Source organism: Mesorhizobium sp. B2-3-15, from assembly GCF_006442875.1.
In the GTDB taxonomy this organism is placed as follows: domain Bacteria; phylum Pseudomonadota; class Alphaproteobacteria; order Rhizobiales; family Rhizobiaceae; genus Mesorhizobium; species Mesorhizobium australicum.
Genome location: NZ_VFVO01000002.1, coordinates 236,448 through 251,810 on the forward strand (window position 1 = coordinate 236,448; position 15,363 = coordinate 251,810).

Annotated in this window: 17 protein-coding genes; 4 read left to right on the forward strand and 13 right to left on the reverse strand. The window is 62.9% G+C overall.

Annotation, left to right across the window (positions count from 1 at the left end):
* Positions 1 to 14: 14 nt before the first annotated feature.
* Positions 15 to 533 carry a 3-hydroxyacyl-[acyl-carrier-protein] dehydratase FabA gene (gene fabA / locus FJ954_RS05215; RefSeq protein ID WP_015313996.1) on the reverse strand — a complete coding sequence of 173 codons (519 nt, stop codon included), beginning with the start codon at positions 531 to 533 and terminating at the stop codon, positions 15 to 17.
* A 242-nt stretch (positions 534 to 775) separates the two neighbouring features.
* On the opposite strand from fabA, the gene irrA reads away from it, so the two are divergent.
* Together irrA and FJ954_RS05225 are read left to right on the forward strand one after the other, a co-directional pair.
* Positions 776 to 1,207: an iron response transcriptional regulator IrrA gene (gene irrA, locus FJ954_RS05220; RefSeq protein WP_015313995.1), complete on the forward strand. Its 432-nt coding sequence runs from the start codon at positions 776 to 778 to the stop codon at positions 1,205 to 1,207.
* 28 nt (positions 1,208 to 1,235) lie between these two features.
* Entirely contained in the window at positions 1,236 to 1,616 is a 381-nt protein-coding gene (locus FJ954_RS05225) for a DUF4260 domain-containing protein (RefSeq protein ID WP_140660651.1), read from the forward strand.
* Here the strand turns inward: FJ954_RS05225 and FJ954_RS05230 are convergent.
* Positions 1,606 to 2,166, reverse strand: a complete 561-nt coding sequence (locus tag FJ954_RS05230; protein ID WP_015313993.1) for an SH3 domain-containing protein — start codon at positions 2,164 to 2,166, stop codon at positions 1,606 to 1,608. The genes FJ954_RS05225 and FJ954_RS05230 overlap by 11 nt on opposite strands.
* 148 nt (positions 2,167 to 2,314) lie before the next feature.
* Between FJ954_RS05230 and FJ954_RS05235 the strand changes: the two genes are divergently transcribed.
* Positions 2,315 to 3,316 (forward strand): D-glycerate dehydrogenase, encoded by a 1,002-nt coding sequence (locus FJ954_RS05235; RefSeq protein WP_140660652.1) that lies wholly within the window; start codon positions 2,315 to 2,317, stop codon positions 3,314 to 3,316.
* A 35-nt stretch (positions 3,317 to 3,351) separates the two neighbouring features.
* Here the strand turns inward: FJ954_RS05235 and FJ954_RS05240 are convergent, their stop codons facing one another.
* The 9 genes from FJ954_RS05240 to FJ954_RS05280 all read right to left on the reverse strand — a co-directional run bounded on the left by FJ954_RS05240 (position 3,352) and on the right by FJ954_RS05280 (position 12,925).
* Positions 3,352 to 3,837, reverse strand: a complete 486-nt coding sequence (locus FJ954_RS05240) for a GNAT family N-acetyltransferase (protein ID WP_181177748.1) — start codon at positions 3,835 to 3,837, stop codon at positions 3,352 to 3,354.
* A gap of 2 nt (positions 3,838 to 3,839) precedes the next feature.
* The gene (locus tag FJ954_RS05245; protein ID WP_015313990.1) at positions 3,840 to 4,592 is read right to left on the reverse strand and encodes a molybdopterin-synthase adenylyltransferase MoeB; all 753 of its coding nucleotides are present in this window, start codon (positions 4,590 to 4,592) and stop codon (positions 3,840 to 3,842) included.
* Between the two features lie 31 nt (positions 4,593 to 4,623).
* On the reverse strand, positions 4,624 to 5,763 hold the full coding sequence (gene recF, locus FJ954_RS05250) for a DNA replication/repair protein RecF (RefSeq protein WP_140660654.1): 1,140 nt from the start codon (positions 5,761 to 5,763) through the stop codon (positions 4,624 to 4,626).
* Between the two features lie 66 nt (positions 5,764 to 5,829).
* Positions 5,830 to 6,948: a DNA polymerase III subunit beta gene (dnaN, locus tag FJ954_RS05255; protein WP_015313988.1), complete on the reverse strand. Its 1,119-nt coding sequence runs from the start codon at positions 6,946 to 6,948 to the stop codon at positions 5,830 to 5,832.
* Positions 6,949 to 7,148: 200 nt separating this feature from the next.
* Entirely contained in the window at positions 7,149 to 8,693 is a 1,545-nt protein-coding gene (gene dnaA / locus FJ954_RS05260; protein WP_015313987.1) for a chromosomal replication initiator protein DnaA, read from the reverse strand.
* A gap of 854 nt (positions 8,694 to 9,547) precedes the next feature.
* The gene (gene rpsT, locus FJ954_RS05265) at positions 9,548 to 9,814 is read right to left on the reverse strand and encodes a 30S ribosomal protein S20 (protein ID WP_015319343.1); all 267 of its coding nucleotides are present in this window, start codon (positions 9,812 to 9,814) and stop codon (positions 9,548 to 9,550) included.
* Positions 9,815 to 9,993: 179 nt separating this feature from the next.
* Positions 9,994 to 10,767, reverse strand: a complete 774-nt coding sequence (locus FJ954_RS05270) for an enoyl-CoA hydratase (RefSeq protein WP_015319342.1) — start codon at positions 10,765 to 10,767, stop codon at positions 9,994 to 9,996.
* 33 nt (positions 10,768 to 10,800) lie between these two features.
* A complete protein-coding gene (gene mutM / locus FJ954_RS05275) occupies positions 10,801 to 11,691 on the reverse strand; it encodes a bifunctional DNA-formamidopyrimidine glycosylase/DNA-(apurinic or apyrimidinic site) lyase (protein ID WP_140660655.1) in 891 nt (296 codons plus the stop codon).
* Positions 11,684 to 12,925, reverse strand: a complete 1,242-nt coding sequence (locus tag FJ954_RS05280) for a phosphopentomutase (protein ID WP_140660656.1) — start codon at positions 12,923 to 12,925, stop codon at positions 11,684 to 11,686. Before FJ954_RS05280 ends, mutM begins: the two co-directional genes overlap by 8 nt.
* 135 nt (positions 12,926 to 13,060) lie before the next feature.
* Here FJ954_RS05280 and FJ954_RS05285 point away from each other — a divergent pair, with 135 nt between their 5' ends.
* Positions 13,061 to 13,981: a phosphate/phosphite/phosphonate ABC transporter substrate-binding protein gene (locus FJ954_RS05285; protein WP_140660657.1), complete on the forward strand. Its 921-nt coding sequence runs from the start codon at positions 13,061 to 13,063 to the stop codon at positions 13,979 to 13,981.
* 5 nt (positions 13,982 to 13,986) lie between these two features.
* On the opposite strand, the gene FJ954_RS05290 is transcribed toward FJ954_RS05285, so the two are convergent.
* Both FJ954_RS05290 and FJ954_RS05295 read right to left on the reverse strand, forming a co-directional pair.
* Complete coding sequence (locus tag FJ954_RS05290) at positions 13,987 to 14,628, reverse strand: TadE/TadG family type IV pilus assembly protein (RefSeq protein WP_140660893.1); 642 nt, start codon at positions 14,626 to 14,628, stop codon at positions 13,987 to 13,989.
* Positions 14,629 to 14,668: 40 nt separating this feature from the next.
* Complete coding sequence (locus FJ954_RS05295; protein ID WP_015319337.1) at positions 14,669 to 15,250, reverse strand: TadE/TadG family type IV pilus assembly protein; 582 nt, start codon at positions 15,248 to 15,250, stop codon at positions 14,669 to 14,671.
* Positions 15,251 to 15,363 lie beyond the last annotated feature (113 nt).

Genomic DNA, 15,363 nt, shown 5'->3' on the forward strand with positions numbered 1-15,363 from the left:
GGCCAGGGCTGCGGTCAAGCGACCGCCGACTGCTTGGACAGACCGACCTTCAGGTCCGTCGCCGCATATATGGGCTCGCCATCCGCCTTCATCCAGCCATCGGCGATGCCGAGCACCAGCCGGCCGCGCATCACACGCTTGAAATCAACGCCGTACTCGACCTTCTTGACCGATGGCGTGACCATGCCCTTGAACTTGACCTCTCCGGTCGACAGCGCCATTCCCTTGCCGGGTTCGCCAAGCCAGCCGAGATAGAAGCCGGTCAATTGCCACAGGGCGTCAAGGCCCAGACAGCCCGGCATGATCGGATTGCCGATGAAATGGCAGGCAAAGAACCACAGGTCGGGATTGATATCGAATTCCGCGCGAATGAAACCCTTGTCGAAGGCGCCGCCGGTCTCGCTGACCTCGGTGATACGGTCGAACATCAGCATCGGCGGGTAGGGCAACTGGGCATTGCCCTCTCCGAACAGCTCGCCACGAGCGCAGGCCAGCAATTCTTCGTAGTCGTAGCTGGATTTCGAACCCGCCATCAATTTCGTCCCCATATCGTCCGGGCGGTAGCGCGCCCTTGTCGTTGGTGTCCTAACACAATCTGTTTCAGGCCGGAAACCGGCGTTTGCGCTTAACCCGCCAGTCTGCCCGGGTCAATGCGCGCTATTGATCGCATTCGGGCGACAGAATATATGTCAACAGGGGTCCGGTTCCGGCAGACATTCATTTTTTTGCCATTCTGGGCGTGTCTTGAAGCGGGACTGCGAGCTTGGAAGACCAGATGGACCGGGGCTGCCGGAAGGAAAATGTCGCTGTGGACAAGCGGGTACGTGAAGCCGGCCTGAGGCCGACCCGTCAGCGCATTGCGCTGGCCGACCTGCTTTTCGCCAAGGGCGACCGCCATTTGTCGGCTGAGGAACTGCATGAGGAGGCGCAGGCCGCCGGCGTGCCGGTATCGCTGGCCACCGTCTACAACGCGCTTCACCAGTTTACCCAGGCGGGGCTGCTGCGCATTCTCGCCGTCGAAGGTTCCAAGACCTACTTCGACACCAACACCTCCGACCACCACCATTTCTACATCGAAGGCGAAAACAGGATTTTCGACATTGCCAACGGCCCGGTAACCGTTACCAATCTGCCGGAGCCGCCCGAAGGCATGGAGATCGCCAATGTCGATATCGTGGTGAGGCTGCGTCCCAAGCGTCCGGAATGATCGGCAAGGCCGGAATAAGCGGTCTGGGATGAAATTCCTCGATTGGATAGTCCGGCTCGAATGGGCCGTCGCGGCGGCTGCCGCGATCGTCTTCTATGGCGCGACAGGCGTTTCCTGGTGGCTCTTCGCGTTGCTCATCCTGGCGCCGGACCTGTCGATGCTGGGTTATCTCGGCGGCCCACGCGTCGGCGCCATTGCCTACAACGCCTTGCACATTCTGATCGTACCGGTGCTTGTGTTGCTTGCCGGGCACCTCGCCGGCAGTGCGGTCGGCAACGCCGTCGCACTGATCTGGATCGCGCATATCGCGATCGACCGCGCGCTGGGCTACGGCTTGAAGCTGTCAACAGGATTTCAGGATACCCATCTCGGCCGTATCGGGCGCAAAAGCGAAACGTTCAGTCCTTGACCCGCTCGCCCGGATAAGCGCCCCAGACGACCGACTGGGCAAGCCAGCCGGTGTGGCCGTCGAACGTCATCTCGCACCACTGGCCGTCGCAGGCTTTGATCGTGCCCATGACGCCGGGTTCTACGATCGCCACCACTCTGGCATCCTTTTCGGGGCTCTTGAGAAGGTTGATCTGGCCGCCCTTGCCGCGCTGCCAGGGAGCGACGATTGCGGTACGTCGGCCCGAAAGCAGCGACTGGTTGATCCATCCTTCCGAGCCGTCGGCGTCGCGCACGCGCCGCCACGTATCGAATTCCTGGATGATTTCCATGGGCAGGCCAGCCTTCATGTACATCCAGTCGACCGAATAGTTGGCGCCGGGGCCGACACGCGAGTTGACGCGGCCGGATTTCAGGCTGACGAATCGCGGCAGCGGCAGGCCGCTCGGTCCGAGCGTGATGGCGCTCTGGGCGGGAGCGGCCGCGCTTTGCGCGCCGGCAAGCGGAGAATAGAGAAGAGCGCCGAGAAATGCTGCGCTGAGGGCCAGGCGAAGCGACGCGAAACCAGACACTTTCGTTCCTTTCGGCACCGGCCCGATGGCTGCGGCACCCCTTTTTCTTTGTCTTCGGCGGCACCGCTTGTTACATGGGTAAATCGGCTACCGCGACCGGCTTTCAGTTTCGCCTGTCTTGGTTAAAGAGGTCTCAACGAGGGAAACAATGGTAGGCAAAAAGAAGCCTCTCGTGGTCATCACGCGAAAGCTGCCCGACCCGGTCGAGACCCGCATGCGCGAGCTGTTCGACGCAAGGCTGAACGTCGAGGACAGGCCGATGACGCAGCCGGAACTGGTCGCCGCGGTCAAGGAAGCCGACGTGCTGGTGCCGACCGTGACCGACCAGATCGACGCCGCACTGATTGCCCAGGCCGGCGACAATCTCAAGCTGATCGCCAATTTCGGCAACGGCGTCGACAAGATCGACGTGGCGGCGGCGGCCAAGAGGGGCATCACCGTCACCAACACGCCCAACGTGCTCACCGAAGATACCGCCGATATGACCATGGCGTTGATGCTGGCGGTGCCGCGCCGGCTGGCGGAAGGCGCCAGTGTGCTCACGGGCGACAAGAAATGGGCCGGCTGGTCGCCGACCTGGATGCTTGGCCGGCGCATCTGGGGCAAGCGGCTCGGCATTGTCGGCATGGGCCGCATCGGCACCGCCGTTGCCAGGCGAGCCAAGGCTTTCGGTCTGTCCATTCACTATCACAACCGGCATCGTGTGCTGCCGGCGGTCGAGGATGGGCTGGAGGCGACCTATTGGGAAAGTCTCGACCAGATGCTGGCCCGCATGGACATCATCTCGGTGAATTGTCCCTCGACACCCGCTACCTTTCATCTTCTGTCGGCGCGGCGGCTCGCGTTGCTGCAGCCCACCGCCTATATCGTCAACACTGCCCGCGGCGACATTATCGACGAAGAAGCGCTGGTCAAGCTGATCCAGGACGGCAAGATCGCCGGCGCCGGCCTGGACGTTTACGAGCACGAACCGGCCCTGAACGGCAAGCTCTTGAAGCTGGCCGCCAGGAACAAGGTCGTGCTTCTGCCGCATATGGGCTCGGCCACGCTCGAGGGCCGCATCGACATGGGCGAGAAGGTCATCATCAATATCCGCGCCTTCGTCGATGGCCATCGCCCGCCGGACCGCGTGCTGCCGCTCAGGACCTGAAAACCTTCCAGGCGCCGGCTCTCATAAACCGAAGCTTACGAAATGGTCTTGCGCATGGTGATGGACGTCGGCCTGTCATAGCCCTCATGCACCGTCCGTTCGGTTTCGCGAAAGCCGAGCCGGGCAAAGGCGGCATGATTTGCGGCCAGTTCGATCCTCGTCTCCAGTTCGATGTCGGCCTTGCCGCGGCTGCGGGCCAGATCTTCGGCCGCTTGTATCAGCCGCCGGCCAATGCCTTGCCCCTGCCGGTCCGGGGCGACGGCGAGCTTGCCGACATAAAGACCCTCGGCCTTTTCGAGAGCAAAAACGCAGCCCACGATCCTGTCGCCGTCGAGCGCCAGAAAGCCTGTCTCCCGCAAGGCTTTGGCGCGCAGTGCTTCGACTGTGAGCAGGTGAGCCGACGACGGCGGGTCGATGATGCCGTCCATGAAGGCGAAGGCATGCATGATCAGGGCAAGCACATCACCCCAGCGGCCGAAATCGGCGGGGATTTGCGTGATCGAAACAGGGGGTTGTTCCAAGATCAGCGTCTTTTGTAGCGGATGGTCTCGAAGCGGGCGGCGAGCGCATCGTAAAGCAGCAGCCGGCCGATCAGCGGCTCGCCTATGCCGGTGACCAGTTTGATCGCCTCCATTGCCTGCAGGGTGCCGACGACGCCGGTCAGCGCGCCGAGCACTCCGGCCTCCGCACAGGACGGCACCAGGCCCGGCGGCGGGGCTTCGGGAAACAGATCCCGATAGCTCGGGTTCGGCTTGCCGTCCCTGCCGTCCTCGAAAGGCTTCAACACGGTGACCGAGCCATCGAAACGTCCGACGGCCGCATGCACCAGCGGCTTCCCTTCGCTGGCGCAGGCATCGGCAACCACATAACGCGTCTCGAAATTGTCGGACCCGTCGACGACGATATCGTACTTGGCGACGAGGGCAGGGGCGTTTTCCGCGGTGAGCCGGAATGTGTGCGTTTCGACCGATATGTTGGGATTGATGCGGGCGATCGCAGCGCCGGCGCTCTGGGTTTTCAGCATGCCGACCGTATCGGTGCCGTGAATGACCTGCCGTTGTAGGTTGGAGAGCGAAACAGTGTCGTCGTCGACAATGCCGAGCGTGCCGACACCGGCCGCGGCGAGATATTCAAGCACCGGCGCCCCGAGCCCGCCAGCGCCGATCACCAGCACCCGCGCCTGCTTGAGCTTCTGCTGGCCAGCGCCGCCGACCTCGGGCAGCACGATGTGGCGGGCATAGCGTTCGATCTCGTCGGCGGTGAGGGCGGTAGTCATGTCAGGACCATATAGCGGCCGAAAAATCTTGTCAGGGGTCTTCGGTTGGCCCAACCGTGCCATGGTCGACCGTCAGGAACTGAGCGCGGCCATGCAGGCTGGAAAACAGCGCCGCATCGGTACCCGTCATGAAAGCCTGGCAGTTCAGGTCTTCCAGGATCGAGAACAGTGCCGCGCGCCGGCCGCCATCGAGGTGCGCCGCGATCTCGTCGAGCAGCAGGATCGGCGTCAGGCCGGACATTTCGCCGGTCAGCCGGGCATGCGACAGCACGATGCCGACCAGCAACGCCTTCTGTTCGCCGGTCGAGCAGAGTTCGGCCGGCATTGCCTTGGGCCGGTGCCGGACCATGAGGTCCGAGCGGTGCGGGCCCTCGAGGGTACGTCCGGCGGCGCGGTCGCGGTCGCGGCCATCGGCAAGCGCCCGTCGGAACCGCTCCTCGACATCGACCGCCGGCGCACCGGCAATCTCGGCCTCCAACTCACCCGAAAGGCCGACATCGGCCTGCGGAAACGGTCCGGTGTCGGGCAGCCGGTCGATCATGGCCACCAGCAGGCGCACCAACTCGGCGCGCGCGGCCGCTATCGCCACGCCGGTCTCGGCCATTTGCGTCTCTATCGCCTCGAACCAGCTGGCATCCCGCGAGCCTTCCGTCAGCAAGCGGTTACGGCCTCGCATCGCCTTCTCGTAATCGAGTGCGCGCTGGCCATGGCCGGGATCGATCGCCAGCACCAGCCGGTCGAGAAAGCGCCGGCGATCCGCGGCTGGCCCGGTGAACAGCGAATCCATAGCCGGCGTCAGCCACACGACCCGCAGCCATTCCAGCATGTCCTCGGCCCGCGCCGCGGCTCCATTTATACGCACCCGCCTGCCGCTCTCCGCGGAGTCGCCCCCGGAAATGCCTGTGCCGATCTCGACCTCGCCTGCAAGTCCGCCGAGCCGTGCATGCAGGGCAAAACCGCCATCGCCACCCTCACGGGCCACATCCCCGTAGGCTGCGCGGCGCAAGCCGCGTCCCGGTGTCAAAAAGGAGATCGCTTCGAGGAGATTGGTCTTGCCGGCACCATTGTCGCCGGAAAAGACCACGGCGCCCGGCGCGACATCTATCGCAAGGGTCGCATAGTTGCGAAAATTGGTAAGCGTGAGCTTACTTATGTGGGTTTGTGCCGGCAACCGCTATCCGCCTGTAGAAGTCGCCGCAACCAAGGCCTAGTCGTATCGCCAGCGACGCCGCGCCGGCTATACCCGCATCGGCATCAGCACGTAAAGCGCGGTCTCATCGGCCATGTCGTGGATCAGCGTCGGCGAACCGGCATCGGCCAACATGAATTTGGCCTCCGTGCCGGTCAATTGCGCGGCGACATCGAGCAGGTATTTGGCGTTGAAGCCGATCTCGATCGGGTCGGCCGAATAGTCGGCCGCCAGTTCTTCCGTGGCGCTGCCTGAATCAGGATTGTTGACCGCAAGCGTCACCTGGCCTTCGCTGATCGAGAGCTTCACCGCGCGGCCGCGTTCGGAAGAGATGGTCGAGACCCGGTCGACCGCGGCGGCGAAGCTTTGGCGGTCGAGGATCAGCTTCTTGTCGTTGCCGGTCGGAATGACCCGCTGATAGTCCGGGAAGGTGCCGTCGATCAGCTTCGAGGTGAGGACGACGCTGCCGATGGTGAAGCGGATTTTGGTGTCGGACAGTTCGGTGGTCACGGCGACATCCGGATCGTCGACCAGTTTCTGCAACTCGCTCACTGTTTTGCGCGGAATGATGATGCCCGGCATGCCCTCGGAGCCGGCCGGCGCGTCAATCTCGGCGCGCGCCAGCCGATGGCCGTCGGTTGCCACCGAGCGCAGCTTCAGCTTGCCGCCGACTTCATGCGTGTGCAGGTAGATGCCGTTGAGATAGTAGCGTGTCTCCTCGGTGGAGATGGCGAACTGCGTCTTCTCGATCAGGCCCTTCAGCGCCACCGCATCGAGGCGGAAGATGTGCGAGAAGGATCCGGCCGAAAGCTCGGGAAAATCGGATTGCGGCAGGCACTGCAGGCGGAAGCTCGAGCGGCCCGACGTCACCGTCATGGCGTTGCCGTCCTCATCCGTCTTCAGCATTACCTCGGCGCCGTCGGAGAGCTTGCGCACGATGTCATAGAGCAGGTGCGCGGGGACCGTCGTCGCGCCGCCGCGCTCGACCTTGGCGGGCGTCGCTTCCGTCACCTCCAGGTCGAGGTCGGTGGCCTTCATTTCGAGGCTGGCGCCGTCCGCGCTGAGAAGCACGTTCGACAGGATCGGTATGGTGTTGCGCCGTTCGACCACGCGGTGCACGTGGTTGAGCGACTTCAGGAGATTTGACCGTTCCAGGATAACACGCATGACGAAACAGGCTCGCTTGAATGAATGAACGGGTCTCCGGCTGCCGGCGCCCCGCGAAAGCTCTGAACAGGCTTCAGAATCTACGCAAACTGACAGGAAAAAACCAGTGAACGCAAGCCCGCGCCACCGGTTCGGGCCGGTTGCGCGGGCTTTCTGGGGATAAAGCTGGCCAACCCCGCAAGCGGGCGCTTTCCAGCCGGTCAGGCCTGGTCGTTGATCAGCCTTCTCAGCAATTCCAGTTCCTGCGCCAGCGTGTTGTCATTGCCGGAAAGGTCCTCGATCTTGCGCACGGCGTGCAGCACCGTCGTGTGATCGCGGCCACCGAAGCGCCGTCCGATTTCCGGCAGCGAGCGCGGCGTCATCACCTTCGACAGATACATGGCGACCTGTCGCGGCTTGACGATGGTGCGCGTGCGCCGATTGGACAGCAATTCCGTCTTCGAGACGTTGTAGTGACGCGCCACGATGCGCTGAATGTCCTCGATGCGGACCCGCTTCGGCTCGCCCGTGCGATAGATGTGGCCGAGGATCTCGTCGATGCGGTCGATGGTGATCTGCGGCTCGAACGACTGGCGAAACAGGAGCTGGTTGAAGGCGCCCTCCAGTTCACGTCCGCTGCCGGTCACGGTGCGGGCAACGTGGTTGAGGATCTCTTCGGAAATGCCCAGCGATGCATCGTCGATCCTGGCCGTGGCCAGACGCAGTTTGAGCATGCCGAGCCGCATGGCGAAATCGGGCGCCGACATTTCGAGCGCGACGCCGCCATTGAGACGCGAACGGACCCGCGGTTCGAGCGATTCCAGCTCCGACGGTGGCCGGTCGGCGGCAACGACGACCTGCTTGGCGCTGTCGAGCAGCATGTTGATCAGATGACAGAATTCATGCTGGATCGATTTGCCCTGCAGGAATTGCATGTCGTCGATGATCAAGAGATCGATGTCGCGCAACTGCTCCTTGAGCGTCAGTGCGTTGTTGTCGCGGATCGCCGTGGCGAAGCGCCACATGAAATACTCCGCGGTGAGGTAGACGACGCGTGACTTCGGGTTCTGCTTCAGCGATTCCGCCGCGATGGCCTGCAGCAGGTGCGTCTTGCCGAGCCCGACGGTGGCATGCAGGAAAAGCGGGTTGAAGCGTACCGCGCTCGACTGCGATTCCGCCACGGCCTTGGCGGCGGCGAAGGCAACGCGGTTCGACGGTCCCTCGATGAAGGAGCCGAACGTGTAACGCGGATCAAGCGGTGATCCCAGGACATTGTGGCGGAACTCGCTCTCGACCGGCACGCCCGGACGCGGCATCGGAGACCGCTCCACCCTACTTGGACTGACGGTGCCGGCGGCCAGCGCCGTCTGCGTCTGCCGCGTCATCTTGCGGGCCGGCGCCAATTCCGGTTCGGGCTGGCCGCGCCCCTGACGGGTTGCGGTGCGCACGACGATTTCGATCTTGAGAAGCTCGGGATCCTCGTGCTTCCACAGCTCTGAAATGAGATCATGATAGTGGCCGTTGATCCACGAGCGCAGGAATGCGGTGGGCACGGAGATGCGGACAATGCCCTTGGACGCTTCCGCGACCTTCATGCGCCCAAACCAGCTGGAATAGACTTCGGTTCCCAGGCGCGCCTTCAACTGGGCCTTGACCCGGTCGAACTTCTGTTCCGCGTCGCTGGAGACCGCCATCTCGTTTGCTCCGATCAAAGTTCCAGGAAATGGGAGGTCGCCCGTAAGCTCCCTTTCGATGCCGCTCTGCATGATCGAGTTCCTTGCCTTTCTGTACCTGTTTTTCGCTGGGGATGCGCCTCCTGCATCCTTTTCCGGCGACCGTGTCTTCGCTACGATGCCCATTGCCGCCGCCGGCAATGAACGTCGCCCACTATCCGACGGGAACCGGTGCCGGCCCATGGAAGCCAGTCCGCGTTGGGTATGTCAGGGCAATACAACGCCGTCCGGCGAAAGAGCGCCGGCGCGCCGTCCTACCTGCCATGTCTAGTTACGCCAGTCCCCTACCGTATCGAAAAAGAGCAAACCATACCCGTTCGCGGACTTGATCCACGTCGCAAATCCCGCCAATTTAAGCTGGCCGCGTAAGGCTGGGTTAGGGCCAGAGGCCCGTCCCGTTCGATAGATCGACATTACCGAAATCGCTGTGGATAGGGCAAGGCCACGTCTAACGGATTTTTAAGGAATCTGGTTACCTCGGGCAGGTTGGAGCGCCATGCCGCAGCGGCATATTTTGACAAAGCCATTGGGATTCAAACCCTTTTCCGACGAATATGAAAAAGCCGGGCCGGCGCGAAATTTTCTGAAATAATTCACTTGACAGCCAGTTGTCCTCCCGTCTCTTCGGCGCGTTGTGGACAAGCTGTGGATGACTGCCGCTAACCGATTGAAAAAAAATAGCTATTTGTGCGGAGCGTAGTTTTTTCAGTCGGCGCTTTTCAAGCGTGCCGGTCATCAGCGGGCATGTATGTGCCGGCAAATCATTTCGCACTCGGGAATCTGCACTTGGGGCTGTCTGCGGCTATTCTTTTTAAGTACTTGCCGGCAAACGAAAAAACCCGGCGCGATCGGCCGGGTTCGAAGAAGATCGTCCTGAAAAGGCGATGTCAGGCCGACAGCACCTTGAGGCGCTGGGCGAGGCGCGACACCTTGCGGGACGCTGTGTTCTTGTGCATCACGCCCTTGGTTGCGGCGCGCATCAATTCCGGCTCGGCTGCCTTGAAGGCGGCCTGTGCGGCGGCCTTGTCGCCGGAGGCGAGTGCCTCTTCGACCTGGCGCACGTAGGTGCGGACGCGCGAGCGGCGGTTCTTGTTGATCGCTGCGCGGCGGGCGATCTTGCGCGTTGCCTTTTTGGCCGAGGATGTGTTGGCCATGATGCCTCTCTTCTGATCTGGTCGGCGCACGCGGCGTGCCGCAGGGCGCAAAAAACAAACGGGCAGCCACGGGGCCGCCTCGGTTGGTGCGGCTTATAGTTCAGCTTTTCCGGCGCGTCAACGCCGACGGGCGTTCTTTTTGCCGATGCCACGGGTTTCGGACGCTGGCCCGCCACGCCCTACCGGTTGGTGAAATTCGGCTTCCGCTTTTCGGCGAACGCCGCCATCCCTTCCTTCTGGTCTTCGAGCGCGAAAAGCGAGTGGAACAGGCGGCGTTCGAAGCGCAATCCCTCGGCAAGCGTCGTCTCATAGGCCCGGTTCACCGCTTCCTTGGCCATCATCACCGATGGCAGCGAGAAATCCGCGATTTTGGCCGCCGCCTTGACGGCCTCTTCGACCAGCTCGGCGGCCGGAACGACCCGCGACACCAGGCCCGAACGTTCGGCCTCGGCGGCATCCATCATTCGTCCCGTCAGGCACATGTCCATTGCTTTCGATTTGCCGACGAACCGGGTCAGGCGTTGCGACCCGCCCATGCCGGGAATGACACCGAGCGTGATCTCGGGCTGGCCGAATTTGGCCGTATCGGCGGCAATGATGAAGTCGCACATCATGGCGAGTTCGCAGCCGCCTCCCAGGGCATAGCCGGCCACAGCCGCGATGATCGGCTTTCGTGCCCGCGTGAACTCTTCCCAGCCAACGAAGAAGTCCTGGCTGTAGGCATCCGCGTAGGAGATCGCCTGCATTTCCTTGATGTCGGCACCGGCGGCGAAGGCCTTGTCGGAACCGGTAACAACCACGGCGCCGATGCCAGGATCGGCGCAGAAACCGTTCACGGCCGAGACGAGTTCAGCAAGGATCCGGGAATTCAACGCATTGAGCGCTTTTGGCCGGTTCAGCGTGATCAGCCCGACCTTGCCACGCGTCTCGGTGATGATCGTCTCATAGTCCATGGGCTGCTTCTCCTTGCTCGACGGCGGTCTAGCTTACCTCTGACAGGTCCGGCAATAGAAGGTCGAGCGTCCGCTCTGCACGATACGTTGGACATGGCCGCTGCAGCCGGGCGTGGGGCAAGGCTCACCCTCGCGGTCGTACACGGCGAAGGAATGCTGGAAATAACCCAGCGACCCATCGGTGCGCACATAGTCGCGCAGTGAAGACCCGCCGGCCGCGATGGCGTCCGCGACGACCGAACGGATTGCCTCGGCGAGGCCTTCGCTTTGTTCCCTGGCCTTCTTGCCTGGCTTGGCGATGGTGCCTGCCTCGCGCAGGGGTGACAGCCCTGCGCGCCAGAGCGCCTCCGAGACGTATATATTGCCTAAGCCGGCGATCAGCCTCTGGTCGAGAAGCGCTGCCTTGAGCGGCGCTCTGCGGCCTTTCAGCAGCGAGGCAAGCAGAACGCCGTCCAGCGCATTGCCGGTGGGCTCGACACCCAGTCCGCCCAGCATCGGATGCGTCTCCGGCGGCTCTTCCGCAAACAGCATGAAACCGAAGCGGCGCGGGTCGTTGAAGATCACCCGGGAGCGCGCGCCGGCCGCGGAAACGACATGGAACACGACATGATCGTGCGCCGCGCTCTTCGAACGCTCATGATGGAACACGCCCGTTGTCTCGTCGTCGTCGCCGGTCTCGATGCGAAAGGAGCCCGACATGCCGAGGTGGCAGATCAGAACCGGACCGCCCTGCATATGCATGGTCAGATATTTGGCGCGCCGGCCAAGCGCCGTGACCGTCCTGCCCGTCAGCCGCTCCGAGAACCGTTCGGGAAAGGGGAAGCGCAGATCGGGTCGTCTCATCTCGACCTTGGCCAGATGAGCACCTTCCATGACCGGCTGCAGGCCGCGTCGGACTGTCTCGACTTCGGGCAATTCAGGCATGACCGCCAATCGTGGCGTGGAAGGACGTGCCGTTACGGCCGCGCGCCAGCCGCAGATGTTCGGCAACCGTCTCGCCGATATCGGCGAATGTCGCCCTCAGCCCTATGTCGCCGCCTTTGAGGCCGGGTCCAGTGCCGATGACCGGAATGCGTTCGCGCGTATGATCGGTGCCGCGCCAGGTCGGATCGTTGCCGTGGTCGGCGGTCAGGATGAGAAGGTCGCCCTGCTTCAGCTTCGCAAACGCCTCCGGCAGACGCCGGTCGAAGGCCTCGAGTGCGGCGGCATAACCGGCGACGTCGCGGCGATGGCCGAATTCGGTGTCGAAATCGACGAAATTGGCGAACACGAGGTCACCGTCGCCGGCCTCGTCCATGGCGCCCAGCGCCTGGTCGAACATGGCCATGTTGCCCGCCGCCTTGCGCACCTGCGAAATCCCGCGATGGGCGAAGATGTCGCCGATCTTGCCAACGGCGATGACGCGGCTGCCGCGCGCCGTCAGCCGGTCGAGCAATGTCGCTTCGGGTGGCGGCACGGCGTAGTCCTGGCGGTTGTAGGTTCGCTCGAAGGTGGCTGATGTCTCGCCGACGAAGGGGCGCGCGATTACCCGTCCGATCCTCAGCGGGTCAACCAGCCGGCGAACCACCTGGCACAATTCATAAAGCCGCTCCAGGCCGAAATGGACCTCATGCGCGGCGATCTGCAGGACGGAATCGACCGATGTGTAGCAGATCGGCTTGCCCGTGCGGATGTGTTCCTCGCCGAACCGCTCGATGATCTCGGTGCCTGGCGCATGGCAATTGCCGAGGATGCCTGAAACCTTGCCCTCGCGGATGATCGCCTCGGTCAGGTCGGCCGGAAAGGCGGGAACCGTATCCGGGAAATAACCCCAGTCGAAGCGTACTGGCAGGCCTGCGATCTCCCAGTGGCCGGAAGGCGTGTCCTTGCCGCTCGAAATCTCCTGCGCCGCGCCATGGAAGGCATTGGCGAGCAGGTCCGTCCCGAAATGAGCAAAACCCAGTCCTGTCGCCGTCTCGGCCGCCTTGCCAAGTCCCAGCGATGCCATGTGGGGGACGAACAGTGGTCCCTGACGAAGCCCGTCGCGATCGGCGCGCCCTTCCGCGCAAGCTTCGGCGATGTGCGCCAGCGTGTTTGCACCGGCGTCGCCATAGCGTTCTGCGTCGGCCGCGCCGCCGATGCCGAAGGAATCCAGGACAAAGAGGAATGCACGCGCCATCGGGTCATTTGTTGCCAGTGTGGACCTCAAGACATAGGGTTCCATGGCGGCCTTGGCAATTCGGAAGGCGCAAAGATCAGGTGTCGCGACCAGTTGGGCGCCCATGGACGAAACAAGAGGCAAGGCGGTCCTGTCATGAAGGCTGCGCTCAAGACATGGACTGCCCTCATGGCTGTGAACGGTGCGTTCTGTTGTGGACCGGCGTGGGCAGACTGGCGCGACGATATCGGCACATTTCGCATCGGTATCGTCGCCGAACCCGGCGCCGGCAATACCGTTCCGGGGCTGGCCGTGCTGACGCAAGCCTTTACCAATGCGCTCGGCATGAAGGTGGAATTCGTCGTTGCCCGCGATTACGCGGCACTGATCGAGGCACAGGCCAATGCGCGGATCGAATACGCCATCTATTCGGCGACCGCCTACGCCACGGCGCTGCAACGCTGCGAATGCGTCGAGCCGCTCGTAGCTCCGGTCGATTCAGACGGTGCGGCCGGCATCCGCTCGGTACTGCTGACCAGGGACGGCGAATTGCCCGGCCTGGCTGACATGGAGACCCGCCGGATCGCCATGCCGCCGCCGGACAGCGTCGGCGGTTCGCTTTTGCCGCTGGCGGGCTTGGCCGCCGAACACGTCAGGATCGCCGAAGACGCACCATTCCTTGTCCATGCCCCGTCGGCGTCGGCGGCTGAAACCATGCTCGTCGACGGCGAGGCCGACGCCATGTTCGGCTGGGTGAAGGCAGCGGCCGACGGTCAGCCGCGACTGCCTGGGGGCACGCAGGCAAGGCTCGAATCGTCGGGCCTTTCGGCCTCGGCCCTTCAGGTCGTGTGGACGTCGGGTCTGCTGAGATACGGTCCCCATGCGGTGCGCGGCGACCTCGATCCGGAAGCCAAGCGTCGGCTGACCGTGTTCCTCACCAACCTCAAATCGACGACGCCGGATGTCTACGACCTTCTGGAGCCGAAGCATGCTGGCGGCTTCATGCCCGTGGCTCCCAAGGACTATGCGGCGGCGGAGGCCATCGTGCGGATGGTATCGGTCGATGGGCGGCAATAAGTCTTTCAGCAATCGCTGCAAGGGATCGTGACGCTTCTGCGGGGACGCAGATAATAGGTTTCGCCCATCGTCATGCCTTTGGCGAGCGTCTCGACAAACCCGAGCTTCTGTTGGCTGTCGGTCGTCCAGCTGATGATCGGCTTATAGGCCAGGGTGCTGTCGACGCGGACGAGGAAGGTTCCGGGGACCCTGAGGCTTGCCGGAACCGTGGTGGCGGTGCCGGCGGTGGCCCCGACGCCGTTCACACCGTTGACCACCTTGCGCGACCACACCACCAGGACCTGCGGCGTGGCATCGGTGGTGACCTGTATGGCCGTGATGGTGATGTCCGGCACGGAGCGGTTATAGGGTTGAAGGGTCAAGGTGCCGATCTTCATGATGGCATCGAGGTCCACTTTGGCGATGGTCGGCTGTTGTGTGACGAGATCGGCGACCATGCTGCCGACACGGCTGACCTTCTTGCTCGTCTCGATGGCCTGCGAAGCCTCCATGGTCATGAAATACATGACCAGCAGGATAGGCGCGATAAGCGCGAACTCGACCGCCGCGACGCCACGACGATTGGACCAGAACCGGATTGATTTGCCCCAGAGCATTGATTTGCCCCAGAGCCCAGCAATTCCCTGATGTGCCCCCGCACGCATCATATTCACTGCCTTTTTTCTTGTTGTTGCTTCGGTGATTGTCTCAATTGTCGAACGGCTCGTTCTGCCAGGTCACCGAAGCGAAATGCAGCGTTTTGTTGCCGCCCATCGACTGCGCCATCAGGTTGGTCATGATGGGCCATTTGTAGAAAACCCGCAGCATGTTCCTTGACTCCGCCGCACCCGCCGTGACGGTAAAGGGCACATCAGCGCCGCTATTCGTCAGCTGGATGTTACCGCCCTGAATCCTGAAGCCGGCCTGGGCCGCGTCGGCGAAAGCCGTGTACTGGCGAAGATCGACGCTCAACTGATTGGGGCAATCCTGCGAAACGATGATTTCCAGCTTGCCGCAGATCATGTTCTTCAAATTGTCTCCGGCGACGTCAGCGGCCCTCAACTGGCCGGTGCGCAGCCGGCGCGCGACATCGTCTGTAATGTTGGCCATCACCTCCTGGCTGGCAAACGAGATGCAGCTTTCGAGGATGGCGAAGACGAGAAGCGCGAACGGCATCGCAAGCAGCGCGAACTCCAGCGCCGTGGCGCCGCGCCGGTCGCGCACGAAGCGCTGGAAAGGCCTGGCGCGCTCGATCTTGCGTTGATCTGTCGAGCCGATTTCCTTGCTCATGCGATGTTCCTGCCATCCTGGACGGTGCTGACAGGTGTATTAGTGCAAACCAATTGAGGTCCGGTTTGAATGATCGTTAAACTCGGCGCAGGCGCTTTAACCAGGCAGTAACC